Genomic DNA, 24,345 nt, shown 5'->3' with positions numbered 1-24,345 from the left:
GGCCTGGTCGCAGGGGCTGTTGAGCCTGCGCAGGCGGAGCAGTCGATCGGAGCGGTCGCTCGCACGAGGTCATTCGTGTCCCTGGCTCAGGGCCGGCGACGGATCGGGAAGCTGTTCGCGGATGTGCTGGCGGTGGCGGCCGGGGTGAAAGGGCTCCCATTCGGTGCGCGCGTGGTCCGCGGCCTCATCGATGGCGGCATGGGTCGGGCAGCGCTGGTTGTGCCAGCGCAACTGCTCCGCGTGGGGAAGGCCGGTCAGGTCATAGACCGCCATCACCTCTTGGGTTGTCGGCAGGCGGCCGTCGCCGGGGCGCAGGAGCGGATCCACCGGTTCCAGCCGCCACGTGCCCGGTAGAGCCTCGGGATCCAGGACCGGCAGACCGCAGCGGCGCCGGGTGCGGGTGTGGGCGACGCACTGAAGGTGCTCGAGAGGGCCGGGGGCGAGGAAGCGCGTGTAGAGCAGGCACACCACTGGCCGAGCAGGCAGGAGTGGCGCGGGAGGGGCTGGCTCCTCGGGCCGGAGCGTGCACACTCCGGTGTCCTGCAGCCGGCGCGAGGTCAGGCCCAGCGCTCGCCGCGTCTCCGCCAGCAGCGGGCTCTGGTTGCCCGCCGGGCCGGCCGGGCACACGACGTGATGCCGAACCCGGCACCAGGCGCTCCCGTCCTGGCCGGAGTGGGCGACGCCGGAGGAGACATGCCAGCGCTCACCGGGCGGGACCGCGCGGGCGGGCAGTTCGTCGGGGTGAAGCGGGACAGGAGTAGCGCCCGGGCGCTGGTACCACTCGACGTGGTTCCCGCAGACGTTGCATCGACCGCCCTGCGCGGAGCGCAGGAGCCGGCTTGGGCTGTCCGCGTCGATACGCAGCAACCGGCGAGGCCGGTAGTTCTTCCGGCTGCCGTCCCAGGCGGAACCGTCATCGGCGAAGGAGTTGTTCGTCGAGCGCATGACCGCAGACGATGACGGCCGACACGCTGCACGTGGGCTGACCAGGCCGCTGAGGTCACCTTGGTGGCCGCATCCGTCGTGCTGGAGTTCGCTTCCTCGTGCGCGCGTTCGCTGCCGGGCGCCGGTGTACGGCACCCGGACGCCAGCAACGTCCGCAACTCCTCGACACGGGCTTCCAGCTCACGCGTCCGCCGCTGCGCATCGGCCTCCCGGTGCTGCCGGTACGCAGCCTGCTGCTCGCGCCGGCTCCGCGCCAGATCACGCTCATACGTCCGCTGCTGCCGCTCCGCACTGCGCAACTGCTGCACCCGGGCCCGCTGCTGGGCCTCCACCTGCCGCTGCTGCTGACGCTGCGCCTCAGCCCAGATCCCGATCAACCCACCAGAGCGACGACTCATGACGCTACAGGCCCTCCCCAGGGACACCGTTGTCCCACCCCACCCCTACGCCGGCCCCCCGACCAGCAACAACCAGACAACTCTAATCCGTAACCAGCCAGTCACCCACCCCACAACACCAGATCCCCCACCGGCACCAGCAGCACACCGGAGCACCGTCGGCGCCAACTCCCCGCACCGCAGCCCACTGCTTGTTCCTGCCGTTAGCAGGTGTCCATGGAGCAGACCGCAACCATGGCCTCGGTGCGGCCGTCCTTGAGCCAGGCCAGCGCGGTCTGCGCGATCAGGTCCAGTGTCGGCGCCACCACCAGGGTCAGTGTCGATCGGAGCGTGCCCCCGAGCCGGATACGGGTCTGTCCATTGAACGGCACCTCTCTGTGTCAAGCGGGGGCGATCAGAGAGGTATCCCGGTCGCGGAGCATCGTGCGGTAGACGACATCGGCCAGGCGGCGCTTGAGGCAACGGAGGGCTTCTTTGTGGCCTTTGCCCTCGCTGCGTTTGCGCTGGTAGTAGGCCTGTCCTGCGGTGGGGTGGCGGATCTGGGTGATGGCCATCACGTGCAGGGCGGAGTTCAGCTGCCGGTCTCCTGCTCGCGAGAGCCGGTGTCGCTTCACGTCCCCGGAGGACACCTCCAGAGGTGCCACGCCGCAGTAGGAGGCGAATGCGGCCTCCGAGCGGAAGCGGCCGACGCCTGCGGTGCGGGTGTGTTGATGCCCTCGGTGGGGCCGTTGCTGTACGGAAGCGTGAGCGCGGCGATCACTGCTTGCCGGTCTCGGTCCATTCCTCGGGCGAAGGAGTGTAGATGGGGAAGATCGGTTGTGCGGACCTGGTCGATCCAGCGCGAGAGGCCGTCGGCGTTTCCTTCACGAGGCGTCAACAGCTGGGCGAAGTCCCCAATGTGGGCGGTAAGTTTGGTCATCTCGGGGCAGGCTGCGGTGAGCCGTGCCAGGAGGTCCTGGTGTTCGGTCTTGAGGTTGTCGGGCCTGGTGAGGAGCATCCGGGCGAGCCGGCGTGGGGAGAAGTGGCTGCGGTCGGCGTCCGCGCGGCCTTGATTGATGTACTTGTAAAGCAGGTTGAGGCAGCCGGTGTAGCCGAGGGCCTTGATCTCATCGAAGAGGCGCTTGACAGGGACAGCGGGATCCTCGGCCCGGCGTTTGCGCAGGTGCTCGCGGTAGGGGTCGACGAGGCCGGCGCGGTATTTGGGGACGCGGAGCATCCGTTCGGGCCGGTCGGCTCGTGCGTAGCGTTTGATGGTGTTCAGGGCCAGCTGCAGACGGCGCGCGCATTCGAGCAGGCCCACGCCCTGGTCGAGCAGGTCATGGACGTGGTGCCAGCGTTCCAGGGCGGTTCGGGCCCGTGGCCCGTCATAGATGGGTGCGTCCAGTACGGTGGCCCAGCAGCTGCTGTGGGCCTTCACCTCGCTGAGGGCGGCTTCGCACAGGTTGTGCCACAGATGCCACCGGTCGGCGACCTGCACCGCGTCGGGCAGGGCGCGGCGGATGGCCTCGGCATAGGTCGTGGAGCCGACTACTTCGACGCCCGGATGCTCGCGCAGCCACGCTTCCAGCGTGTCGGCCGTGCGGTCCGGCAGCACGTCGATCCGCTCATGGTCTCGGCGTCGATCACCACGGTGGCATACCGGTGCCGCCGGCGCAGGGCGAAATCGTCGACGCCGATCACACGCGGCGTCCGCCCGGCCGGCAACGGGATGCGCAGCAAGGTGCGCAGGGCCGTGTGACGGGACAGGCCCACCACGAGTATCGCCAGCAAACGCGCTCCCGCCCCGGCCCGCTAACTCTTTGACCACGGCCTTGACCTGCCTGGTCAGACGGGCAGTGCGTCGCTGGTATCGCTCCAGCACCCCAGGCACCTGTTCGCGGAAGGTATGGCGGCAGCCTCGCGTCGGGCACACCAGACGCCGCACCCGCACACGGACCACAACCCGTCGCCCGTCGACCGGAACGTCGGCCACCGTCCGCCAGTGATAGCCGTGCACCCGTCCCGACGACGCCCCGCACACCGGGCAGACCGCGGTGCCCAGCGGCGTCCGGGCCCGCACCACGATCCGCTCACCCTCGTCGGCCACATCCTCCATGACCAGCGGCGACAGGCCCGAAAACACCATCTGAACAAGGTCGTTGACATCCATCACATGGAAATCAACGACCCTCACAACTCTCCGTCACCACCGAATGTGAGACAGAGCCGTTAAGTTGACACACCCCCCACCCACCGATCAGGAAAACCGCTCCTGGACACCGCCCTGCAGGAGTTGGGTGTCGAGTGGGCGTAGTGCTACTGGGGACGAGGCGGGAGTTTTCCTCTCTCCATGCGATCCTGCCAGGTGTCAAGCACGAACTCTGTGACGGTCACGGTGCTGTTCAAAGCCAGCCTGGCGTGACGGGTTAGTGCCGGGCTCGGTGCGGTGCGCCCATGACTGGAGGCCGAGGCGGGGGTGCCGGCCCAGGTCACCGGTGCGGCAGATCGCCTCAACGTCGAACCGTTCGCGGTGAGCATCGATGAAACGGATCAACGCGGCGGCTTCGGGTCGAGTTCGGAGGCGAAAAAACGGCCGCGGCCTTGAGGATCTCATTCGCCCGCCGCAGCTCGGTGACCTCTTTCTCCAGTTCCCTGATCCGCTCACGCTCCTGCTGGGCGGCAGCCGCCTGCGGATCGGCCTGGGCCTCGGCCTTCTTCACCCAGTGCCGCAGGGCCTCGGGATGAATCCCGAGAAGATCTCCGACCTCCCGGATGATCCCCGACCGCCCCGGGGATTGCCTCTGCTTCTCGGCGACCATCCGCACGGCCCGCTCGATCAGCTCCGCTGGGTACTTCCTCTGCGCCGGCATGAGCGCATCCTTCCAAGGTTCAGCGCTCTGCACCGAACCCGGAGCGATTCAGTCGGGCTGCGAATGACCAGCCAGGCTGCCAGGGGCGTGAGTTCCTGGTCGGTCACTGCTTGCGACTGGTCGTTTCAGACGAGGGCCGGTGCGGGAGCGGGCAAGTAGGGGGTGATGTTGCGCCACGCGCGCTCGATGTATTCCTCCTTCTCGCCGACCGGGGCGACATAGTGCAGTGCGCTTTCAGCGGCGTCGTTGCCCTTGAGGCGGGCGATGATCCAGGAGGCGAGGTAGTGCGAGGCGAGGCAGCCACCGGCGGTGGCGATGTTGTCCTTGGCGTAGAAGGGCTGGTTGAGCACCTCGACGCCGGCGGCGATGACCCAGGGCTTGGTGGTCAGGTCGGTGCAGGCGGGGATGTCGTTGAGCAGGCCGAGCTTGGCCAGCACGAGCGCGCCGGAGCACTGCGCGGCGACGAGTTGGCGCGAGGGGTCCAGGCCGCGCAGGATCTTCATGATCGCCTGGTCTTCGACGACCTCGCGGGTAGCGATGCCACTGCCGACGATGACCGCGTCAGCGGCGCACGCCTCCTCAAGGGTGGACATCTGTTCGATGACCACCCCGTTCCTCGACGTCACCTTGGGGCTGGGGGTGGCGATGGTGACGCGCCAGTCGGCGGTCTTGATGCGGTTGAGCACGCCGAGGGCGATCAGGGAGTCGAGCTCGTTGTAGCCCTCGAAGGTGAGGATGGCGATGTGCATGGCGGCCGTCCTTCCGGATGAGTGGGTCTTGACGGTAAGAGCCCGTGAACAGGACAGTCAAAGAATTGTCATGGATACAATTGGGTGTATGGCAGCTTCGCGGTACAAGATCCTGGTCGACGCGCTCGCATCCGACATCCGGACAGGCCGGCTCGCCGCAGGCGAGCGGCTGCCGACACACCGCGGGCTCGCCGCCCGCGAGGGCATCGCCGTGGTGACCGCGACTCGGGTGTACGCCGAGCTGGAAGCGATGGGCTTGGTGAGCCGGGAACAGGGCCGCGGCACGTTCGTGCGTGACCTCGCGGTTCCCGCCGGTCACGGCATCGATCTGCAAGTCGTCGCCACGGATGCGGTCGATCTCAACTTCAACTATCCATCGCTGCCCGGCCAGGCCGATCTCCTACGGCAGACTCTGCGAGAGGTGGCCACCTCTGGTGAACTCGACTCGCTGCTGCGCTACCAACCACATCGAGGACGTCCCCAGGACAGAGCCTCGATCGCTCGGCACCTGAGACGTCGAGGAATCACTCCTGACGCGGATCGGATCCTCATCGTCAACGGTGCGCAGCACGGCCTGGCCATCACCGTCTTGGCCGCGCTCAACGCCGGCGACGTCGTCGCGGTCGACGCACTCACCTACCCGGGTTTCAAGGTGCTCGCGCATGCCTTTCATCTCGACCTGGAGCCCATACCCACAACGACCAACGGGCCGGATCTCGATGCCTTCGAGAGGCTGTGCGTGATCCGCCCTGTGCGCGCTATCTACACCATGCCAACCTTGCACAACCCTCTGGGGTGGGTGATGTCGGCAACTGACCGCACCCGCCTGATCGAGATCGCTCGGCAGCACGGTCCGCTCATCATCGAAGACGCCGCTTACGCCTACCTGGTAGAGGACCCTCCACCGCCCCTGGCTGCAAGTGCACCGGACATCACCGTCTACGTCTCGGGACTGTCCAAAAGCGTCGCCACCGGCCTCCGGGTCGGCTTCGTCGTCGCCCCGCCGTCCAGGGTGCCGTCGCTCGAACGCGCGATTCGGGCGACCACATGGAACACCCCGGCCCTCACCACCGCGATTGCCTGCCGCTGGCTCGAGGACGGCACGGTGGACCACTTGGAAGCGCAGAAACGAGACGACGCCAAGGCCCGCCAGGCACTCGCCAGACAAGAACTGGCGGGCCTACCACTCATCAGCCACCCCTCGTCCTACTTCACATGGCTGACCCTGCCCGACGACGCGCGCGCCGATCGCCTGACCGCCACCCTTGCGCGTCAGCACATCTCGGTAAGCACAGCGGAGCCCTTCACCACCTCGAAGCACACACCACAGGCGCTCCGCCTCGCTCTCGGCTCGACCGATCTGGACAGTCTCCAATCGACGCTGCGCACAGTGCGACGAGTCACTATCGAGGACGCCTACGCCTGAACTCCACCCGACCAGCCGATTCCCGCCCGCACCGGCCCATGCGGACGAAAAGCCGTCGGCGCTGGAGCGTGGGGGCCGGACGGCCTGGGACCCGAGCCCGGTGTCGGAAGACGCCGGCTGGTCGGCTGCTGCCGTCGGCACCTCCGTCCCGCTGACCCCGGCGATCGCATAGATGCGGCGCAGTACATCCTGCAACTGCTCGGTCGTCGCAGCCCTGACCTTCACCAGGACCGAGGCGCTTCCGGCGATGACATGCGCTTCCAGGATCTCGGGGATCGCCGCGAAGTCGTCGGCTGATTCTGAGCTTGCTCCGCTTTGACGGACACCATCGGTGTGGTGGTCACGCTGCGAGGACGGTCTCGAACTCGGCAGGACTGCGGTAGCCAAGGCTGCTGTGCAGCCTGCGTGTGTTGTACCACCCTTCGATCCACTCAAAGATTGCTTGGCGGGCAGCAGCTCGGCTGGGCCACGGCTGGTCGCCGATCGACAGGCCGCCTTGAGGGCGTCGGCGACCAGTTCGTCCGCAGGTGGTCCGCGGTGGCCCAGCCGACGACCCGGCGGGAGGCGATGTCCATGACGGTGGCCAGATAGAGCCAGCCCTCCTCGGTCGGGACGTACGTGATGTCGCCGCACCACCGCGTATCGAGCGTGGCCGGGTCGGGCTGGAAGTCGCGCAGGACCAGGTCGGGGCGGGCGGCCGCGCGCGGGTCCGGGATCGTGGTGCGGTGTCGCCGAGGCGATGCCCTCACGCCGGAGCACGGCATGGACGCGCGGCGCTCAATAGCTGCCGCGCGAGACCGCGTGGACCTCGGTGATCTTCTCGGTCAGTTCCGCGTCGCGAACCATGCGCGGGCCGGGGATGGCGGTGCGGCTGGAGTAGAAGGCGGCTCGGGAGACCTTCAGCAGCTCACATGCTCGTTTGACACTGTGCCCTGCCTGCTTCTCCGCCTCGATGAACGGGTGCACCGTTATCGGGTCTCCGTCGCGAAGAAAGCCGTGGCCCGCTTGAGGACCTCTACGTCCTCCCGAAGACGGCGGTTCTCCCGCCGCAGCCGGGCCAGCTCCTCGCGTTCGTCGCTGGTCAGGCCGTCCCGCTCGCCGGCGTCGACCTCGGCCTGCTTCACCCAGTCGCGCACCGCGGTCACGGTCAGATCGAAGTCCTTGGCGACCTGACCGACTGAGCGATCACCGCGTCGGCACAGCTCAACGATCTCGGCCTTGAACTCCGGCGTGAACGAGCGGCGAGGACGCGGCTTCTTTTTCCCCATGCTCTCCATGACAAACATCTTCCTTCCGAGGCGGAAGCCCCTGATCTCAGGTGTCCGTCAAAGCGAATCAAGCCCATATGCTCCTTCTCCTGATTACGCTGACACTCGTGGCAGCCATCATCGTCAGCGCGTCATCGGCAGCGGGCGCGCTGCTCGGCGCCGCCCGGGCCCTTGGTGCGACCGTGGTTTTGGCCCTGATGCACAAGGCGCCCAGCCTGTCAGAACTCGCCGCTAGCTCGGACACCACCAGTGAAGAACAGCTACGCCAGGCCAGGGTGACGGCAACCCTTGGGTACCTGCCCGGACTGTGGATCTGCACAGTCAGATCGGAGTGCTCATCCTGCTCTCCACAGCGCGCGCTACTCGGCATGATCAGGTCCGCCCCGGCTTCTGCTACTGCTGGCGATCACCGCTGACACTCGAAGTGCTTTCGCCGGGTCCGCTGGGAGTGACTCGGCAGCCCTCGCAGCCTGCGCGCCACGCCATCTCACCCACGCACGACGGGCCCGCACCCTGCAGCAGCCTTCGCAGCACTTCGCCCCGCCGACCGGTAGATCGACGGGGCGAAGCGCCAGGGCCCGAGTTGACCGACGGCATCGAAGTGTCCGGCGGGCCCCTCGCTGCCGTCGGCGGCTACTTCAGCAGGTAGGCCTTGATGACGGTCTGCTTGAAGGAATTGCCAGCGGCGTCCTTGACGTAGGTGCGCAGGCTGACGGCTCCGCCGGCGGCCTGGCGCGGGCTGTCCACGGTCACGGTGCGCTGCATGCCGGAGCCGTGGACCTCGGCCGCTTGCCAGGTCTTGCCCTCGTCGTACGAGACCTCGGTGGTGAAGGTGCGGATCGGTGACTCGGCGGCGCCGGGCGCTCGCTGGATCAGGAGCGGGATGTCGAGCTCGCGTCCGGCCCTGGCCCGGTTCCACTCGTCCAGCTCCGGCGACATGCGTACCGCGTACAGCGGCAGAGCCTGGCGTGTCGTCGTGGTCTGCGACCGGAACCGCCACTCCGCCCGCACGTCGGAGGAGATGGAGGAGACGGGGTTGCGGTCGCGCTGCACCTCGAGGTTCAGCTGGTAGTCGGCGGGGGTGGCATCGGCCGGTACCGGGGCGTAACCCCACCATTCCGAGACCAGTTCACCGTTGCGCCTCAGCTGCGCCGTGGGCCGGCTGGCGGTCGTTGTTCCCGCCAGCAGGTCGAGATTCCCGTTGGCGGAGTCCTGGATGGAGTACTGGATTGTGTCTCCCTCACGGAAGGAGTTCATCCCCTCGGGAGCGAACCCCATGGCCTGTACGCCCTGGTTCCAGCGCTCCTCGACCGTCGCTCCGGCCTTGTAGCCGTGCCGGGTGCTGATGTACATCTGCCCGTTCGGGCTGTCCGGAGCGAGGAAGTCGAACTGGTCGAAGGCGGTCTGCCAGAGCAGGCCGTCGGCCGCCGAGAAGTAGTCGACCCGCTGGCTCGGAACCGGAACGCCCTTCATCATGTGCCAGCCGATACGCAGGTCGTCGACATCCGTGTAGACGAAGCGGAAGGCGGGGGCTCCCGGCGCGGTGGCGGCGAACGTGGTGTTCACCCTGGCCAGCTCCGACGTGCGGGGGTTGTAGCTGGGATTGGCCGGGATGGCGCCGTGCACCGGCCGGGTGAGGTAGTAGACCGACGAGGGGTTGCCGTCCGCGCCGGCCGGGTCGCCCCAGACGGTGTTGACGAGGTAGGTGAACTTCGAGTCCCTGTACTGCGCCGTCGGCGTCGCGTACACGCCCTCGATGTGGTCGGTGCCGATCGCGTTGCTCATGGTGACGGAGAGCAGCTCGTCGTGCAGGCTGATGGTGCCGATCTCGGCCGAGATGATGCGCGCGGCGCGGCTCGGTGCCGAGACGGTGACGGGCTTCGCCTTCCGGGCGTCGATGGCGACCTGCCGGTCGGCGGTCATCACGACCTTCGGCACGCCGACGATGATGCCCTCGGTGAAGGACGCGTCGAAGAAGAAGCCGCTCACCGAATAGGTGTCCTTCGGCAGCCGCACCACGGTGCTGTTCTTGCCGAGTGCTTCCACCTCGTAGGCCTTGCCGTCGGCCGATTGGACGAGCAGGTAGGCGATGTCGGGGGCCGTGCCCGTGCGGCTCTTCAGGTCGATGCGCAGGTCATAGGAGGGCTGCTCGAGGTCCATGCCGAACGGGACGCGCACCGAGACCTGCCCGTCCGCGGTGGCCGCGCTCACCACGCCGCTGTACGCGGCGTAGAGCGTGGTGGCCTCCGGGGTCGCGGTGAGGGTGACGTCCGCCGTTCCGTGCGCGGGCACGGTGACCGTGTCGGCGCTGAGGCGGAAAAGGCCCTCGGGGGCAGGCACGTCCTTCTTCCCGCTGCTCGCGTTCTGCTTGAGCTGGAGGGTGACCGGCTCCGTGCCCGGGTTGCGGTAGGTGATCGTCTTGGTCACCGGCGGCCGCGCACCGTCGGTCCAGCGGATCAGCCCGAAGTCCAGTCCGGCGGCGTCGGCGGTGACCTCCTGGTCCACCGCCCGCGCGACGTCGACGCGCCCGGCGCCCTGGAAGTATGCGCCGTGCTCCTTGGCGCCGGTCGCCGACTGCATCAGCTGGCGCTTGACCTGGTCGGCCGTCCAGGCGGGGTGCTCCTGGAAGAGGATGGCGGCGGCTCCGGCCACATGCGGCGTGGCCATGGACGTACCGCTCATCGCGATGTAGCCGTCGTCCTCGGTGGTGCCGCCCGCCCTGGCGGCGACGACGCCGACGCCGGGGGCGATGAGGTCCGGCTTGAGGCCGGAGTCGCCCGTCCGCGGACCGACCGAGCTGAAGACGGCGAGGTCGTCGTCGTCCTCGGCGGCGCCGACGGCCAGCGCCCCGCCGGCGGAGGCCGGCGAGGAGACCCTGCTGCCAGAGCCGTTGTTGCCGGCCGCGGCCACGACCAGGGTGCCGTAATCACGGGTGACGGTGTCGACCATGGCCTCGAGGGCGTCGGTCTCCGGGGTGTCCGTATCGCCCAGGCTGAGGCTGATCACCTTGGCGCCGTGCTGAGCGGCCCAGGCCAGACCCTCGACGATGGCGGAGTTGTCGCAGTTGCCGTCCGCGGTGCAGACCTTGCCGAACAGGATCTGCGCGCCCGGTGCCACGCCCTTGTATTTGCCGCCGGAGGCCGCACCGGAACCGGCGACCGTCGAGGTCACGTGAGTGCCGTGGCCGTTCAGGTCGTCGGTGTTCGGCTCGCTGGTGAAGTTCGCCGACTCCGCGACGAGACCCTTGAGGTCCGGGTGGTTCGGGTCGTAGCCGGTGTCGAGGACGGCCACCTTGACACCGGCGCCGGTGTAGCCCTTCTCCCAGGCGTGGGGGGCTCCGATGCGCGGCACCGTCCTGTCGAGCTGGACCTTGGAGTGACCGTCGAGCCAGATCCGGCGGACGCCCGCGCCGAAGGTAGTGGCACCCGCCTCGGCGGGAGCGATGCCCTGCCAAAACCCCCCAGCGTCCTCGCGCTGTTCGGCGAGAGTCGCGAAGGGGGTTCCGGAGATGGGGCGGACCTTGTCGGCCCCGGCGGCGGTGAGCCGGCGCTGTGCGGTGCCCGCGTCACCCGCGTACTGGACGATCAGCGGCAGGCTGGACCGCTCGGCGTACTTCCCCTGGACCAGGGCCGAGACGTTGAACAGCGCCTTGTCGAGACGGCCCGTCGCGAGCAGGGGGAGGGCGTCGACCGGTATAACCGTCCAGTCCGAGCCGTCCTGGCGCTTGAGGAACGTGAGCCGCTCGCGACCTTCGGCGGGCTCGACCGACACACTCTGCTTGCCCGAGCGGTCCGTCTCCAGCGTGACGCGGTCGCCCGTGATCAAGGTGACCTGGTGCCGGGCGACGAACGGCGTCCGGGTCGAGGTCGCCCCGCCCTGCGCGCCCGTGCCGCTCCGTGCGGTGTCCGCGGCGAGGTCCCGTGCCGCGGCGGGAGCGGCGGCCAGGCCGGCCAGCAGCGCCAAGAGGGCCGTGGTGGCCGCGGCACGCCGCGACCCGGGACGCCGGCCCCCGGGGCGCCACCTGTCGTTCATGTATCTCATGAGGTGACAGCGTGATGTCGAAAAAGGCGCAGGTCAGCACTTTCCGGTGTCCACAAAGCGACAAGTCGCTATTACGCCACGGACGAACCTCAATTAATGGTGACAAACGCCGGAGTCCGCAACCCGTCCAAGGGGCGTCCGATCATCGGACAGCCGCCGTCGTAGTGCCGCGCGACGCCGCCCAGCAGCGCACCGACGACCGCACGTCACCAGGTGTTCGACAACCACCTATTTCCCCCGTTGGTGTCCTGCGCGCCGGCGGCAGTGACGATGAGAACCATCCGATCGAGGCGGCGATGCAGGCCTTCTCCAAGTGCTCGGCCAGCGTGAAGGACGTATATTGCGAGCCCGCGTCCGATTGGTGGACCAACTCCCCAAGCAGGGGCCGGTATTGGTCGCGGTCGCGTTGCCACAGTCCCATGTCCAGGGCGTCCAGGACGAGCCGGGTCTGCTGGGTGGTCGAGGCGGACCAGCCGACGATCCGGCGGGAGAAGGTGTCCACGACGAAGGCGACGTAGACGACGCCCGAGAACGTGGCTACGTGCGTGAAGTCGGCGGCCCAGCACCGGTTGGGGGCCGCGGCGACGAAGTCGCGGTCGACCAGGTCCGGTGCCCGTGGCGCGGTCGGGTCAGGGATCGTGGTGATCACCTTCTTGCCGCGGACGGCGCCGGTGATCCTCGGCTCGCGCATGAGACGTTCGACGCGCGATGGCACGCTAGGAGCAGCCGGCAACCTGCAGCGGACCGGTCAGAGGCTCTCAACGACTGCGGGCGCCCGGTCGGCGTGGGCGTGTAGTGCGGCTTGCCACGGCGGAACGCCGTACGCCGCGTGCCGTTTCGCGGCTGGCGGGGTCCGCTGCCGAGACCGGGCCGTCGGTCACCAGCGCAAGAAAGGAAGGATAGACACGGCACCGAGAGGGCCGAGCCAGCGGGCGCCAGTCCGCCGTACTCTGTTGAGCTCCATCCCGCTCTCCGAGTTCGCCACGCACCACCGGCGAACCGTAAAGGTTGCGGGACCCCAAGTGTCCGCGGGTGGCGATCAGGGGCCGTTTGGCGCGGCGGGTGATCCGCCGAGAGCCGTTGCTTTGACTCCGTGTGCGTGGTGACCAACGGTTCTTCCGGTACGTCGCAGCCCCTGGGGGCGGCACTGGACGGTGCGGCGATGTCGCGGCTGCACATGAGGTTCTGGCTGCTGGCGGGGCTGGGGATCTTGCTCGACGGGTCGACTTCTTCATCATCGCGGTGGCGAACCCCTGATCGCGAAATTTCGGGGGCAGTGCGGCACAGCGTGGGCTGCTGTCGGCGGCGGCGATCGTGGGGGCGGTGTTCGGGGCAGCGCTGCTGGGGCCGTTGGGCGACCGGATCGGGCGGAGCCGGGTCTTCAAGGTCGAGCTGTCGTTGTTCGTGGTGTCCTCGGTGGCGTGCGCGTTCGCGTGGGACATCTCGTCGCTGATCGTGTTCCGGCTGCTGCTGGGGTCGCGGTGGGGCTGGACTACCCGATCTCGGCGAGTTATGTGCAGCGGCCGGGGGCGAAGCAAGCCCAGACGGTCCAGGATCAAGCCGAAGCACAGACACCCAAGGCGACGGGCATGGCCGGGCAGGAGGCGCCGGAGACCGAGGACTCGATGGTCGGGCCGCAGTCGCAGGTACCGGGCGCGGCGCACAAGTAGAAGCCGGTGCCCGCGACGCTGACACGGAGTGAATCCAAGACCGCGAGGGACCAGCAAGAAGCCGAACCGAATGAGCCGCCGGTTCCCGAGGGCGGCCCCGGCGACGCAAAGATCAAGGCGAATGGGCAGCGAAGACTTTCGCCAGGTGAGGCCGAAGACCGGGCTCGACTGCTGATCGCACTGCCGACGGCGGGCACGCTGACCCCTCTTCGACCACCGCTTGTCGGTCTCCAGCTCGACGGCCCGGCCTCACTTCCGTCGAGCGTCAGCTGAAGTGGATGTCGCTGAGGTCAATCGAAACCATGACCTCCTCGCGGATGCGGTGACCGGCGGCGTCGCGGCGGTAGGCCCGGCGTTTGGTGGGAAGGATGATGCCCTCCGCTTCCACGTAGTCGTACACGTACTGCGCGGCGGCGAATCCGCCGGCCACATCGACGTGGTAGTCGTGTCGGCGGAGCAGATGATCGGGGCCGAAGTAGAAGTCCTGGTGCGTGCTGTGGCTGGCGATCCCGGGCGGGAAGGCGGCGCGCAGTCCACGCCACAGTTCGTTTCCCTCACGCCAAGGGTCGATCCCGGTGACGGTGAAGCCGGGCATGGCCAGCAGGAACGGTGTGGTGAGGTAGGTCCACAGTGCGTAGCCGTTGAAGTAGGCGCGGTCCAGCGGGTCCCAGGGGGTGTCGAGGGTGTGGCCGCTGAAGGACGACCGGGGGTCCTCGCGAGCGGCCACCACCCGCCCGTCAAGCTTGTCGATGCTCACGCGTCCGGGTGTGAAGTCGGTCTTCTGGTCGGGGGCGCCGAAGGGTCGGACCGAGGCACGCTCCTCATGGAGCAGCACGGTCATCTCTCGCGGCTCGGGATCCTGCGGCAGGCCCTTGGCGGCGAACAGGAGTCCTCCGCTGACAAGGGTGGCTCGCGCCCGGGTCAGATCACGCCAGCGTGTCTTTCCGCCGTGGGCTTCGATTGCCGCGGTGAGCAGTTCGTTCACGTAAATCTCCTGTAATTAATTGCAGGGGCCGGGTCGGTGACCATCGTCGGTATCGCCGCCACCCTCTTCGTCTCCCAGCCGACCTACCGGCGGTAGCTTGGCCGTTGAAGGCCTTCCGCGCCGTTAGTCAAGCCTGCAGGCGCGGCGGAGCCTCGTCGATTCCGGCCGACGTATCGTCTGGAGGTCCCTCTGAAGCCTTGTGCCTGACCGCCGGAACAGCCCCCACCGCCGGACGGGGAAAAGCGGCGGTCTGAACGCATCCGGCAGAGCGTGCGCTACCGCCTCGACCTACTTGGATGCGGCGACTGCCATTCGGGCCGTGCTGCCGCCGCGGCTGAGGTGCACGCCGAACACCGACGTGGTCAGGCCCAGAACGGCGGCTACGCACCAGACGATCCGGAAGTCGTGAAGTGAGGCGGCACCGACGTGGGAGCCGACCACCGCGACCAGGACCGCGACGCCGACCGAGGTCGAGATCTGTCGTACGGAGTTGACCAGTGCCGACCCGGTCGCCGCACGGTGCCCCGGTACGGCGTGCACACCGGCGGCCACCAAGGTGCCCAGGGCCAGACCGACACCCGTACCGGTCAGCAACTGGCTGGGCAGCATGTCGCGCCAATAGTTGGGCGTGACGGACGCGAAGCGTGCGAACCACACCATGCCGCCGGCGAATAGCAGCCCTCCCGTCGCAACCAGTGGACCGTGCCCGAAGCGCTGTGCGGCGCGAGCGGTCAGGAGGGTGACGACCGGCACGAGGGCGGGGCCTGGGGCCAGGGCGAGACCGGTGTGCAGCGCGCTCCAGTGCCAGACTTCCTGGCACCACAGCACGTTCGACAGCAGCATGATCGCGAAGGCGACGCCGAACACGAGGCTGCCCGCGTTCGCCGCGCCGAAGCGCGGCAGCCGCAGCAGGTCGAGCTCGAACAACGGCCGGGGGTGCCCCAGGGACCTGAGGACGAACACGGTGCCGCTGATCACGGCAACGGCCAGGAGCAGCAGTGTCCTGCCGCTCGTCCAGCCCCAGTCGGGAGCCTGCACCAGGGCCCCGGACAGCGTCGCGACCGAGATGATGACCAGCAGGGCGCCGAGGAGGTCGGGCAGCGGGCCGGCCTCGCGGACGGCCGGCTTCGGCAGGACCGATCGGCCGGCGACGAGCGCGGCGATCCCGATGGGCAGGTTCACAGCGAACACCCACCTCCAGTCCACCTCGGCCAACAGGCCGCCGATGACAGGCCCGGCGGCGGCGGCCAGTCCGCCGACCGCGGCCCAGCCCCGGGTTGCCTGGGTACGGCGCTCGGCCGGCACCGTCTCCAGCAGCAGGGCCAGGGAGGTGGGAATCTGGGCGGCCGCCCCGACGGCCTGCACAACCCGGGCCACGATGAGGGTCCCGAGGTTCGGAGCCAGGGCGCAGCCCACCGACGCGAAGGTGAAGACGGCGATCCCGGTAAGGAAGACCGGCCGCTGACCGATGCGGTCACCGGCGCGCCCGGCCACCACCAGCAGGGCGGCGAAAGCGATCGCGTAGGCGCTCAGGACCCAGGACAGCGCACCGAGGCTCGTGCTCCTGCCGCCCCCGGAGAACGTCTCTCCCATCGCCGGAAGCGCGACGTTGACGATCAGCAGATCAAGGTTGGTCATGAACACGGCCACCAGGACTACGGCAGCCGCCGTACGAGGGTGCTTTGAAAATCGAAGCATCACAGCCATGCCGCAAGGCAAGCACAGGGTGGTTTGGAAATCAAACCAACGGGGGCGACAATAGGGACGTGACCATGCGCATCGATCCCCAGGACATGGCCGGCCGCCCCTGCTCTCTCGCTGCCGCCCTGCAGACCATCGGCGACCGATGGGCCCTCCCGGCGATCCGCGAGGTCATGCTCGGCAACCACCGGTTCCGGCAGATCGCCAGGAACACCGGCGCCCCCACGGACCGCCTGGCAGCACGCCTGAAGGCGCTGGTGGAAAGCGGGATCCTCGAACGGCGCCCCCTGCCTGACGACGCACACCACAGCGGCTACTACCTGACAGAGGCGGGGCGCGACCTGGGGGCCATCACCCGCGAGCTGATCGGCTGGGGCGACCGCTGGGCCGTCACCACGCCGCCCAGCCGGATCCTTCACCGAGACCATGAACTCGTCACCCATACGGTCTGCGAAACCTGCGGTGAACAGGTCCACGGCGAGGACATCCACCGGGAGGAGCTCACACCCGGCTGGGACCAGTCCGGCCCAGTGCAGTCCCCGGAAGGAACCACGTCCTCTCAAGCCGGCACGCCGTAAGGCTGAGCACGCTTCGCCCGCCGGATTGAGGGGGCGGCCGGAGGCCTCCTGTCGAGACATCGCGAGAAAGTGCGCTCTTCACCGCCGCCGGAATCACGGTCGAGCGCGTCCTGACCGACAACGGGTCCTGCTACAGATCCCACGCCTGGCGCGACACCCTGACGGCGGCCGGGATCGCCCACAAGCGAACCCGGCCCTACCGGCCGCAGACCAACGGCAAGGTCGAACGCTTCAACCGCACCCTGCTCGAGGAATGGGCCTACGCGATGCCCTACCGCTCAGAGACCGAACGACGAGCCGCGTTCCCACGCTGGCTCCACACCTACAATCACCACCGCGGACACACCGCGCTGAACGGCAAACCACCCGCCAGCCGCGTCCCCAACCTCACAGGGCAATACACCTAGGCCTGGAGGTCGCGCGCCCGCTACCGGCCCAGCCGGGACGGGCTGGACATCGGCGGACGATAGAACGTGCAGCTCTTCGCGTCGAGTGCGCAAGTCACTGCGGTGCCGGCCAAGGCCCCGGCCTGGTCGAGGGTAACCACATGAGAAAGTGCGCCGTGTCAAGCATCAGCGCCATGGGCAGCCGGCATCGGCAATTCGAACCACACGGTCTTCCCTCGTCCGCTCGGTGAATTGCCCCATGCCGAAGCCAGCGCCGAAACGATGACCAGTCCTCGTCCCCCCTCGGCCTGATCCTCATCGCGGGGAACCGTTACGGGCTGCGCGAGATGCGGATCGCTGTCACGGACCTCTACGCGTATACATTCGGGATACTTGTGCACGTAGACGTATACGTCGCTGTCACCGTGTACCAGGCCGTTAGTGACGACCTCCGACACCAGCAGTTCCTCATCGTCAGCCATGGCGGACAGCTCCCACCCCGCCAACCACTCCCGCAAAAGTCTGCGCGTCCGCTCGGCTCCTTGCAGATCGCGCCGGTGGATCCTCAACTGCCGGACATTGTGCTTAGCTTCAGCCGAGGGCCCTTCGTAGACGACCAAGAGCAAAGCGGCATCGTCGGAGCACCGCAGGGGCGACTCGCTGAAGCCCCTGATGAGCCGGTCGCCGACGGACTCAAGATTCCCCGGGTCGTCGAAGGCCACGCTCACCACCTCGTGGTCCACATCGCCTCCGGGGCCGGCCAGACCGTCCGTGTAGAAGGCGAGCAACGTACCCGGCTCGAGTTGCAGGTCCATCGCCTCGAAGGTCGCCTCCGGGTCGATGCCGAGAGGCATGCCCGCTTCGAGAGAGACGAGTGGCATCCGGCCATCAGGCGTGCGCATCAGAGGCGGTGGATGCCCGGCGGTGGCCATCTGCGCCCTGCCGGTGTCTGGATCGAGCCAGGCACAGCAGCAGGTGGCGAAGAGGTCTGTTTCCAGGCCGATCAGGAGCTGGTTCGCCCGGGTAAGGACAACTCCGGGGTCGTGTCCTTCGGTCGCGTATGCGCGCACGCCGCTGCGCAGCTCGCCCATCACCACTGCCGCAGCCGTGTTGTGACCCTGGACGTCCCCGATCACCATCATCACCCGGCTGTCGGGGAGCATGATGAGGTCATACCAGTCTCCTCCGAGTTCGATTCCGCTGGTCGCCGATGCGTATCTGCTGGTACTCACCACTCCGGCCGGCTGGGGCAGCACGGGTGGTAGCAGTGCGTGCTGCAGGTCATCAACCAGCGCGTGCTGTACGTGGTGCATTTGGGTTCGTTCTACCGCCTGACCGACTGCCGTGGCCAGCGCTGTCAGCGTTCCCTGCTCGGCGAGGATGTCCCTGCGTTCGGCGCCGAACGCCATGGCGAGGGCACCCACCGCCTTCCGCCCGGCAAGGAGCGGCAGGACCATCCAGAAGGACTCCTGGTCCGACAGCGGCTCTGGCAACCGGCCGGCTGTCAGTGCATCCCGGGGGCCATACAGCATCGGCCGTCGTCGGTCCACCGCCTCCGTCTCCGGCCTGCGCTGCGCGAGCAGTGAGCCATTCAAGGTGCGGATGAATTCCCTTGCGCAGCCGGAGGCACATGCCACGCGGAGCCGATCTCCATCGACCAGGCTGACGACGGCAGCTCGGGCCTGGAACCCGTCCAGCACGCGCTCCATCGACATCTCGACGACGTCTCGGGTGTGAACGGTCGTTGCCAGGAGCGTGGCGAGTTTGTGCAGGTGGTAGACGAGGGGAGCGGTTGATGAGGTCATGCTTTCGGCGCCCGCCCCCTGCCCCTCTACGGTGACCACGTGCGGTACCAGGGGCGGGACCATCGATGTCCCATGATCGGCCAAGCGGTCCAGGTCGTGGGCCAGCGACGAGGCCGCGACGACGAGTCGCTCCTGCTCTGACTCGGCGATCTCGTCACCTACGGGCGGCCAGAAAGCCGCAAGCGTCCCGAAGCGGCGGGTCGGCGAGAAGAGCGGCGCGGCCGCGGCCTGCAGTGGGAAATGTGCGTAGGCTGCCAAATGCGGGTGGCCTGTCATGAAGTCCACCTGATGCGCGGTCTCCACATGGCCCGACTGCCACGCCCGTGACGACGGGTAGGTGCTGTCATTCAGGGGTACGTCTTCGGGCGCTCCGATCCCCATGGCGGTCACCGCCACGACAGCAGCCTGCAGATGCGGGGTGTCCGGCACTTTGAGGTAGACCGTCGCGGCCGATGCGCCCAATTCGGCGACAACGCTCTCGGCCGCCGATACCAGCAGCCGTTTTCTATCCCGCGTTGCCGGGTGTAGACAGTCCCAACCCGGCGGGATGGGCCCATCCTGTTCCATCTCTTTCGCCGCCCGACTGCCGTTGGCGCTGCTACTCGCTTATTTTACTACCGCTGCCCTAACCTTCTCTGATTCTTGTCCCGACCGCCGGCGCTGCTGTTCTCAGTCGGCTCAAGCACGGACGTCGTGAGGAATCTTCTCTGGCGCCGGGCGATCCTCGGGGCGCTCGGGTGCGGCGTGCCGTGGTTGCGGTGACCCACAGTGACCTCGCGCCCACGACCCCGTGGGGGGCCCAGGTGTACTCGGTCATGAGGTTTGTCAGTCGGGTGATGGGTGGTCGGCCGCCGAGTGCGGTGTGCCGTCGTTGGGTGTTGTAGTACTGCAGCCAGGGGGCCGGGGCTTGTTCGCGTGCGGTGTTGCTGGCGGCCCATTCGGTCTGCAGAGTGCGGTTGAAGCGTTCGACCTTGCCATTGGTCCAGGGGCAGTGCGGTCGGATGAAGCGTTGCTGGGTGCCCAGAACTGCCGCTGCCGCGTGAAAGTCGGCAGGGTCCCGGTAGCACTTGGCGTTGTCGGTGATCATTTCGCTGGGGACACCAGGAATGAGGGAAGACCCGCCGGGCAGGAAATCCACCGTTGTCGAGGATCAAGGCCGGATCCAGGCGTGTCCTGGTGCCGATTGCGCTGTTGATCACGGGCACGAACACACTTCCCGATGACTCACCGGCCTCGCTCCATCCACGCGTGGTCTTCGTCGAACTGCGCGGGCCGGCACAAGAGGTTGCAAAGGTGCAGACGTGGATCGAGGAACGCGCCCTGTACTGCGACGCCGCAACCGTTGGCGTATTCGGTGACCAGGCCACGTGCCACATCAACGTTGTCGTCGATCAGGAGTAGGCAACGCTCCCACCATTGACGCCAGCGCCCTGAGCGGGACAGCACACCTAGGTTGCAGGGGGCGGGCAGCGTTGTGCGGTCCGTGTCCAGGGTTGCTGCGGGCCCCTTCTCTGCGGCGCAATTATCTTACGGACTTCCAACTGACACGCCGCCCATTCGCGGCGGCGGTTTCCCGGTCCGGGCCGCCGCCGCGGGCGCATGCGTCACCGAGCCTGGACGCGGCTTGGCCGGGGAACGTGCTAGCAGTGCCCAGGTTCCGGAGCCTCGAGGCCTGCGGTTGATCACGCCGGACGGTCGCGACAGGATGCGTCAGGCTGCCAACTGGGGGTACAGGGCGGCAAGGTCGTCTGCGAGCCCTGCCTTGACCTGGCGGGAGCGCTCGTCGGCCAGTACTTCGTAGGCGTCGGACTCGATTCCGTCCAGGGCCTGCTCCGCGACGCCGTGCGGCGAAGACTTCGGGGAGTCGACGTGCGCTGCCAGGTCGGTGTCGACGTAGCCGACGTGCAGGCCGGTGACGTTGATGCCGCGCGGCTGCAGCTCCAGGCGCAGCGCGTTGGTCTGTGACCACAGCGCGGCCTTGGAGGCACTGTAGGAACCGGCCAGGGCGATCCAGGACAGGACGGAGTGCACGGTGAGCAGGTGGCCGCCGCCGTTGGCCTCGATGACCGGGACGAGAGCCCTGGTCATCTGTAGGGGGCCGTAGAAGTTGGTCTCGAATTCGCGGCGGACATCGTCGACCGGGGAGGTCAGGAACGATGCCCCTATCGATCCACCGGCGTTGTTGACCAGGATGGTGACGTCCTGTGCCTGCGCCGCGACGGCGGCCACCGACGCTGGGTCGGTGACCTCCAGGGCCAGTGCGACCGCGCCGGGATGGGTGACCGTCCTGGGGTCACGGGCGGTGGCGTAGACCTTCTTGGCTCCTCGGTCGTAAAGGGACTCCACCAGGGCCCTGCCGATTCCCCGGCTGCCTCCGGTGACGAGGACGGTCGAACCTGCGATTGCGGTCATGGGTCTGCTCCCATCGTGTGTCGGACGCCGATCGGTTGTTCAGCGGGAGGAGTCAGTGCAGTGCGGCCTCGCCGGCGTGGACGGCACGCAGGGCGCGCTCGACCGTCTGCTGGTTCTCGCCGACCGGAGCCACGTAGTCGAGGACGTCGCGGGCGGCACCCTCGCCGAGGGTCCGGGTGATCACCCATGTGGCGAGGTACTGCGATGCCAAGCAGCCACCCGCAGTGGCAATGTTGCCCTCGGCGTGGAACGGCGCGTCCAGCACGGTGACGCCGGCGGCCTCAACGAAGGGCCGGGTCTTGATGTCCGTGCACGCCGGCATGTCGCCCAGCAGCCCGAGGCGTGCCAGGAACAGCGCGCCGGAGCACTGAGAACCGATCAGCTGGCGTGAGGGGTCGAGCCGCACCGTGGAGATCAGCCGGTCGTCGGCGACCACGTCGCGGGTCTTCACGCCGCTGCCGATCAACACGACGTCGGCATCGGTCACGAACTGCATCGGGCGCTGCCCGGTCACCTCGACGCCGTTCATCGACGTGACCACCGGCGTCGGCGTCGTGATGAAAGCCTCCAGGCCCTCCTTGCGGCACCGGTTGATCAACGAGGCGGCGATGAAACTGTCGAGCTCGTTGAAACCGTCGAAGGTGACAACTGCTACCTGCATCGTGGCCCCCTTGTGTGTCATCGGAGCTCAGTCTCCCTGGCGCACCGCTACGGGCTGATAGCCAATCGTCAGGTGATGGCCTGTCTGCCGGCACTGTGCCGTGCGGGTACCGGGTCGGTATGCCCTCGTCCGTCGGCTTGCTCAGGTCCCAGAGCGCCGGGTTCTGCACGGCGCGAGCACCATCGTGCTCGGCCTCATCCGTGGTGCCGGCCGGATGGTCATCGGCGCCGCGCAGGATGGCCAGAACCGAGGCGTACGTGCGGGCATTGTCCTGGCTGTCGAGGGTGGGCATGTGCCCTCCTGGGGGTCGCGCCAACCTCATGTCGGGGTCGGAGCCTTGATGCATCAACCGTGTGTGCTTCTGACGGGGAACGGAATTATCGAGTCGCTCCTGCCGGTGTGACCGCAGCGGTCACAACCTCGCCATTGATCAGCTTCCGCGTGAAATGGTCGGTGCGGCCTGGACTGAGCCGATGCCCAGGAGGACGGGCTGGCCGTCCATGTCTGGGCCTGCCGGGAAGGTCGCGCCGCCGGAAGACCGTCAACCGCTTGGCGCCCGCGAGCGAGGAAGACCGGGCGGCCCTGCGCCTGGAGCGAGAACTGGCCACAGGTTCGGCTGCTGGGACTGTCCATGCGGAAGAGGCTGCCCGATCGGCGAGCACGGGCACGGGTGGCGGCGATATCTCCGTCAGTCGACGTCGGCGGCGTTGTAGCGCCGCAGGTAGACGGCCAGCTGGGCCAGGTCGCGGTCGTCCCAGTCGGTGAACCGCTCCCGGAAGGAGGAGCAGCGCTGCCGGTTGGCCTCCTTCAGCTGGTCCAGGCCCTTCTCGGACGCCTTGAGGATCTGCCTCCTGTGGTCGTCCGGGTCGGTCTCGCGCACGATCATGCCCTCCGCCTCGAGCATGGCGATCTGCCGGCTGACGGTGGACTTGTCGAGCATGAAGTGCGCCGCGAGGTCGGCGGCGTGGCAGCTGCCGTTCCGGCGCATGTGGTCGAGCATGCTGTGGGCCACCAGTGTCAGCTCCTGGTGGAGCTGGACGGCCTTGTGCCGGGCGCGGCGGGCGAATGCGGTCAGTTCTTGCTGAATGACGTCCGTCGACGTCTCACGGTCGGGCATGGCGGGGCACTCCCTTCTTCGCTGGTTGCAACATGCAACCTAATTCATATGTACGTTACAACTACCCAGTGAAGGAGGGCACGTAATGAGCACCCACCGTCTGGCCGGAAGGCGGCCGACAGCGACCAGCACATCCCGCACCGTCCGCCATGTGGTGGTCCTCCTGATCACCCCGCTGCTGATGTGCCTGGGCATGGGGCTGGCTTACCTCGGAGCCTTCCACGCACCGCATGCGCAGGGCCTGAAGGTCGCCGTCATCGGCACCTCGCCACGGGTGCAGCTGCTGGCCCAGACGATCAAAGACAAGGCCGGTGATGCGCTGGACGTCACCACCGAGCCCGACCGGGCCGCGGCTCATCGCCGGATCATGGACCGGGACCTGGTCGGCGCCTACGTGCCCAGCGTCAAGCACCCCGAACTGCTGGTCGCCAAGGCCAACTCCGACACCTCCGCCACCGCCGCGGAGATCGTGTTCACGACCGTGGCCGGCAGGCACGACGCGCCCCTGCACGTCACCGACCTGTCCCGGCTCTCCAGCGGCGACCTGACCGGCCAGGGCCTGTTCTTCCTGCTGGTCGCACTGACCATCGGCTCCAACGCCGGCGTCGCCGCCATCAGCGCCGCCGGTGCCGTGCGCATGGGGACCCGGGCGGTCATCGGCGTGGTCACCGCGCTGGTGATGAGCGTCATAGCGGTGGTGCTGGCCGGGCCGGTCTTCCACATCGTCGACCACAACCTGCCCGGGGTGTGGGTCATGGCCTGGCTCTACTCGGCCGGCATCCTCACCATCGGCATCGCCCTTCACACCTTCCTCGGGCGCTGGACGACGGCGGTCCAGATGGTGCTGTTCGTGATGCTGAACTTCACCAGCTCCGGCGGCATCCTCCAGCCCGCGCTGCAGAACGGCTTCTTCGGCGCGCTGCACGCCTTCTGGAATGGCGCCGGCTTCGTGGAGGGCGCACGCAGCCTGCTGTACTTCGACTCGACGGGCTTCGGCGGCCGCATCCTGTCCCTGGTGCTCTGGCTGGCCGCGGGAGCGCTGCTGACGACTGCCGCCACGGTCGCCGAGCACCGCGCCGCCCCCGACCTGGCCTCGCCGGCGAAGCGGCAGCGGGACACCGAAAAGGAGACGGCCGAGGTGGACCTGGGTGAAACCGTCGCCGCCTGAGGAGAGCTGCAGAGCCCAGGTCCGCCGGGTCGGTGGTCGGGACGGTCGGATGGGCGACAACGTCGTTCCCGACTGCCGGCAGGTGTGCTGGCCGACCCTGTGCGAGCGAACCGATAAGGTCACAGCACTAGACGCAACTCTGGGTCCGGTGAGCCCGTCCGGTAGTGCGTCTGCCCATATGGTCTT

General features: G+C 68.1%; 22 protein-coding genes and 5 pseudogenes. 7 read left to right on the top strand and 20 right to left on the bottom strand.

The window, feature by feature from the left end; translation table 11 throughout:
• Window positions 1–69: 69 nt before the first annotated feature.
• The 6 genes and pseudogenes from ABZ312_RS24405 to ABZ312_RS24380 form a co-directional block, all read right to left on the bottom strand.
• Window positions 70–945: a DUF6083 domain-containing protein gene (locus tag ABZ312_RS24405; protein ID WP_500438770.1), complete on the bottom strand. Its 876-nt coding sequence runs from the start codon at window positions 943–945 to the stop codon at window positions 70–72.
• 778 nt (window positions 946–1,723) lie between these two features.
• A complete protein-coding gene (locus ABZ312_RS24400; RefSeq protein WP_500360048.1) occupies window positions 1,724–1,897 on the bottom strand; it encodes a hypothetical protein in 174 nt (57 codons plus the stop codon).
• A 9-nt stretch (window positions 1,898–1,906) separates the two neighbouring features.
• Window positions 1,907–1,987, bottom strand: a pseudogene (locus ABZ312_RS24395) (transposase); the annotation flags it as partial.
• Window positions 1,988–2,046: 59 nt separating this feature from the next.
• Window positions 2,047–3,492 (bottom strand): annotated as a pseudogene (locus tag ABZ312_RS24390) (ISL3 family transposase); the annotation flags it as partial.
• A 340-nt stretch (window positions 3,493–3,832) separates the two neighbouring features.
• On the bottom strand, window positions 3,833–4,192 hold the full coding sequence (locus tag ABZ312_RS24385) for a transposase (protein ID WP_500438769.1): 360 nt from the start codon (window positions 4,190–4,192) through the stop codon (window positions 3,833–3,835).
• A 125-nt stretch (window positions 4,193–4,317) separates the two neighbouring features.
• Window positions 4,318–4,941 carry a DJ-1/PfpI family protein gene (locus tag ABZ312_RS24380; protein ID WP_500438768.1) on the bottom strand — a complete coding sequence of 208 codons (624 nt, stop codon included), beginning with the start codon at window positions 4,939–4,941 and terminating at the stop codon, window positions 4,318–4,320.
• Between the two features lie 88 nt (window positions 4,942–5,029).
• On the opposite strand from ABZ312_RS24380, the gene ABZ312_RS24375 reads away from it, so the two are divergent.
• Window positions 5,030–6,367 carry an aminotransferase-like domain-containing protein gene (locus tag ABZ312_RS24375; protein ID WP_500438767.1) on the top strand — a complete coding sequence of 446 codons (1,338 nt, stop codon included), beginning with the start codon at window positions 5,030–5,032 and terminating at the stop codon, window positions 6,365–6,367.
• Window positions 6,368–6,508: 141 nt separating this feature from the next.
• On the opposite strand, the pseudogene ABZ312_RS24370 reads toward ABZ312_RS24375, so the two are convergent.
• From ABZ312_RS24370 to ABZ312_RS24350, 5 genes and pseudogenes are all read right to left on the bottom strand, one after another.
• A pseudogene (locus ABZ312_RS24370) lies at window positions 6,509–6,667 on the bottom strand (Lrp/AsnC ligand binding domain-containing protein); the annotation flags it as partial.
• Between the two features lie 40 nt (window positions 6,668–6,707).
• The gene (locus ABZ312_RS24365; protein ID WP_500438805.1) at window positions 6,708–6,794 is read right to left on the bottom strand and encodes a hypothetical protein; all 87 of its coding nucleotides are present in this window, start codon (window positions 6,792–6,794) and stop codon (window positions 6,708–6,710) included.
• Window positions 6,795–6,798: 4 nt separating this feature from the next.
• A complete protein-coding gene (locus tag ABZ312_RS24360; protein WP_500438766.1) occupies window positions 6,799–7,116 on the bottom strand; it encodes a DDE-type integrase/transposase/recombinase in 318 nt (105 codons plus the stop codon).
• A 28-nt stretch (window positions 7,117–7,144) separates the two neighbouring features.
• The gene (locus ABZ312_RS24355; protein WP_500360038.1) at window positions 7,145–7,333 is read right to left on the bottom strand and encodes a hypothetical protein; all 189 of its coding nucleotides are present in this window, start codon (window positions 7,331–7,333) and stop codon (window positions 7,145–7,147) included.
• A gap of 2 nt (window positions 7,334–7,335) precedes the next feature.
• Complete coding sequence (locus tag ABZ312_RS24350; RefSeq protein WP_500438765.1) at window positions 7,336–7,644, bottom strand: transposase; 309 nt, start codon at window positions 7,642–7,644, stop codon at window positions 7,336–7,338.
• Window positions 7,645–7,742: 98 nt separating this feature from the next.
• Between ABZ312_RS24350 and ABZ312_RS24345 the strand changes: the two genes are divergently transcribed.
• Window positions 7,743–8,051, top strand: a complete 309-nt coding sequence (locus ABZ312_RS24345; protein WP_500438764.1) for a hypothetical protein — start codon at window positions 7,743–7,745, stop codon at window positions 8,049–8,051.
• Window positions 8,052–8,268: 217 nt separating this feature from the next.
• Here ABZ312_RS24345 and ABZ312_RS24340 read toward each other — a convergent pair whose 3' ends face one another.
• Together ABZ312_RS24340 and ABZ312_RS24335 are read right to left on the bottom strand one after the other, a co-directional pair.
• Entirely contained in the window at window positions 8,269–11,667 is a 3,399-nt protein-coding gene (locus ABZ312_RS24340) for a S8 family peptidase (protein ID WP_500327828.1), read from the bottom strand.
• Window positions 11,668–11,818: 151 nt separating this feature from the next.
• Window positions 11,819–12,367, bottom strand: a complete 549-nt coding sequence (locus tag ABZ312_RS24335) for a DDE-type integrase/transposase/recombinase (protein WP_500438763.1) — start codon at window positions 12,365–12,367, stop codon at window positions 11,819–11,821.
• Window positions 12,368–12,990: 623 nt separating this feature from the next.
• Between ABZ312_RS24335 and ABZ312_RS24330 the strand changes: the two genes are divergently transcribed.
• Window positions 12,991–13,368, top strand: coding sequence for an MFS transporter (locus ABZ312_RS24330; protein ID WP_500438762.1), 378 nt, complete (start codon window positions 12,991–12,993; stop codon window positions 13,366–13,368).
• A 243-nt stretch (window positions 13,369–13,611) separates the two neighbouring features.
• Here ABZ312_RS24330 and ABZ312_RS24325 read toward each other — a convergent pair whose 3' ends face one another.
• Together ABZ312_RS24325 and ABZ312_RS24320 are read right to left on the bottom strand one after the other, a co-directional pair.
• On the bottom strand, window positions 13,612–14,331 hold the full coding sequence (locus ABZ312_RS24325) for a hypothetical protein (RefSeq protein ID WP_500360044.1): 720 nt from the start codon (window positions 14,329–14,331) through the stop codon (window positions 13,612–13,614).
• A gap of 288 nt (window positions 14,332–14,619) precedes the next feature.
• Window positions 14,620–16,029: an MFS transporter gene (locus ABZ312_RS24320; RefSeq protein ID WP_500438804.1), complete on the bottom strand. Its 1,410-nt coding sequence runs from the start codon at window positions 16,027–16,029 to the stop codon at window positions 14,620–14,622.
• Between the two features lie 74 nt (window positions 16,030–16,103).
• Here ABZ312_RS24320 and ABZ312_RS24315 point away from each other — a divergent pair, with 74 nt between their 5' ends.
• The gene (locus ABZ312_RS24315) at window positions 16,104–16,610 is read left to right on the top strand and encodes a winged helix-turn-helix transcriptional regulator (RefSeq protein WP_500327888.1); all 507 of its coding nucleotides are present in this window, start codon (window positions 16,104–16,106) and stop codon (window positions 16,608–16,610) included.
• Window positions 16,611–16,672: 62 nt separating this feature from the next.
• A pseudogene (locus tag ABZ312_RS24310) lies at window positions 16,673–17,017 on the top strand (integrase core domain-containing protein); the annotation flags it as partial.
• A gap of 158 nt (window positions 17,018–17,175) precedes the next feature.
• Here ABZ312_RS24310 and ABZ312_RS24305 read toward each other — a convergent pair.
• Together ABZ312_RS24305 and ABZ312_RS24300 are read right to left on the bottom strand one after the other, a co-directional pair.
• Window positions 17,176–19,368: an ATP-binding SpoIIE family protein phosphatase gene (locus tag ABZ312_RS24305; RefSeq protein WP_500438761.1), complete on the bottom strand. Its 2,193-nt coding sequence runs from the start codon at window positions 19,366–19,368 to the stop codon at window positions 17,176–17,178.
• A 259-nt stretch (window positions 19,369–19,627) separates the two neighbouring features.
• Window positions 19,628–19,888 (bottom strand): annotated as a pseudogene (locus ABZ312_RS24300) (integrase core domain-containing protein); the annotation flags it as partial.
• Window positions 19,889–19,977: 89 nt separating this feature from the next.
• On the opposite strand from ABZ312_RS24300, the gene ABZ312_RS24295 reads away from it, so the two are divergent.
• Window positions 19,978–20,202 carry a hypothetical protein gene (locus ABZ312_RS24295; RefSeq protein ID WP_500438760.1) on the top strand — a complete coding sequence of 75 codons (225 nt, stop codon included), beginning with the start codon at window positions 19,978–19,980 and terminating at the stop codon, window positions 20,200–20,202.
• A 309-nt stretch (window positions 20,203–20,511) separates the two neighbouring features.
• Here ABZ312_RS24295 and ABZ312_RS24290 read toward each other — a convergent pair whose 3' ends face one another.
• The 3 genes from ABZ312_RS24290 to ABZ312_RS24280 all read right to left on the bottom strand — a co-directional run bounded on the left by ABZ312_RS24290 (window position 20,512) and on the right by ABZ312_RS24280 (window position 22,991).
• On the bottom strand, window positions 20,512–21,213 hold the full coding sequence (locus ABZ312_RS24290; RefSeq protein ID WP_500327835.1) for an SDR family oxidoreductase: 702 nt from the start codon (window positions 21,211–21,213) through the stop codon (window positions 20,512–20,514).
• A 52-nt stretch (window positions 21,214–21,265) separates the two neighbouring features.
• Window positions 21,266–21,874: a DJ-1/PfpI family protein gene (locus ABZ312_RS24285; RefSeq protein WP_500438759.1), complete on the bottom strand. Its 609-nt coding sequence runs from the start codon at window positions 21,872–21,874 to the stop codon at window positions 21,266–21,268.
• Window positions 21,875–22,562: 688 nt separating this feature from the next.
• Window positions 22,563–22,991: a MarR family winged helix-turn-helix transcriptional regulator gene (locus tag ABZ312_RS24280; protein ID WP_500327839.1), complete on the bottom strand. Its 429-nt coding sequence runs from the start codon at window positions 22,989–22,991 to the stop codon at window positions 22,563–22,565.
• Between the two features lie 85 nt (window positions 22,992–23,076).
• Between ABZ312_RS24280 and ABZ312_RS24275 the strand changes: the two genes are divergently transcribed.
• A complete protein-coding gene (locus tag ABZ312_RS24275; RefSeq protein ID WP_500327841.1) occupies window positions 23,077–24,159 on the top strand; it encodes an ABC-2 transporter permease in 1,083 nt (360 codons plus the stop codon).
• The last annotated feature ends 186 nt before the right edge of the window (window positions 24,160–24,345 follow it).

Source organism: Streptomyces sp. NPDC006207 (assembly GCF_040613835.1).
In the GTDB taxonomy this organism is placed as follows: Bacteria; Actinomycetota; Actinomycetes; order Streptomycetales; family Streptomycetaceae; genus Actinacidiphila.
Note: the sequence above shows the minus strand (reverse complement) of the source record. Positions and strands in the feature narration are given on the sequence as shown.

Coding starts and splice junctions, on each gene's coding strand:
- ABZ312_RS24405 (WP_500438770.1), bottom strand. CDS start 945: ATGCGCTCGACGAACAACTCCTTCGCCGATGACGGTTCCGCCTGGGAC.
- ABZ312_RS24400 (WP_500360048.1), bottom strand. CDS start 1,897: ATGGCCATCACCCAGATCCGCCACCCCACCGCAGGACAGGCCTACTAC.
- ABZ312_RS24385 (WP_500438769.1), bottom strand. CDS start 4,192: ATGCCGGCGCAGAGGAAGTACCCAGCGGAGCTGATCGAGCGGGCCGTG.
- ABZ312_RS24380 (WP_500438768.1), bottom strand. CDS start 4,941: ATGCACATCGCCATCCTCACCTTCGAGGGCTACAACGAGCTCGACTCC.
- ABZ312_RS24375 (WP_500438767.1), top strand. CDS start 5,030: ATGGCAGCTTCGCGGTACAAGATCCTGGTCGACGCGCTCGCATCCGAC.
- ABZ312_RS24350 (WP_500438765.1), bottom strand. CDS start 7,644: ATGGAGAGCATGGGGAAAAAGAAGCCGCGTCCTCGCCGCTCGTTCACG.
- ABZ312_RS24340 (WP_500327828.1), bottom strand. CDS start 11,667: ATGAACGACAGGTGGCGCCCCGGGGGCCGGCGTCCCGGGTCGCGGCGT.
- ABZ312_RS24335 (WP_500438763.1), bottom strand. CDS start 12,367: ATGCGCGAGCCGAGGATCACCGGCGCCGTCCGCGGCAAGAAGGTGATC.
- ABZ312_RS24320 (WP_500438804.1), bottom strand. CDS start 16,029: ATGCTTCGATTTTCAAAGCACCCTCGTACGGCGGCTGCCGTAGTCCTG.
- ABZ312_RS24315 (WP_500327888.1), top strand. CDS start 16,104: ATGCGCATCGATCCCCAGGACATGGCCGGCCGCCCCTGCTCTCTCGCT.
- ABZ312_RS24305 (WP_500438761.1), bottom strand. CDS start 19,368: ATGGAACAGGATGGGCCCATCCCGCCGGGTTGGGACTGTCTACACCCG.
- ABZ312_RS24290 (WP_500327835.1), bottom strand. CDS start 21,213: ATGACCGCAATCGCAGGTTCGACCGTCCTCGTCACCGGAGGCAGCCGG.
- ABZ312_RS24285 (WP_500438759.1), bottom strand. CDS start 21,874: ATGCAGGTAGCAGTTGTCACCTTCGACGGTTTCAACGAGCTCGACAGT.
- ABZ312_RS24280 (WP_500327839.1), bottom strand. CDS start 22,991: ATGCCCGACCGTGAGACGTCGACGGACGTCATTCAGCAAGAACTGACC.
- ABZ312_RS24275 (WP_500327841.1), top strand. CDS start 23,077: ATGAGCACCCACCGTCTGGCCGGAAGGCGGCCGACAGCGACCAGCACA.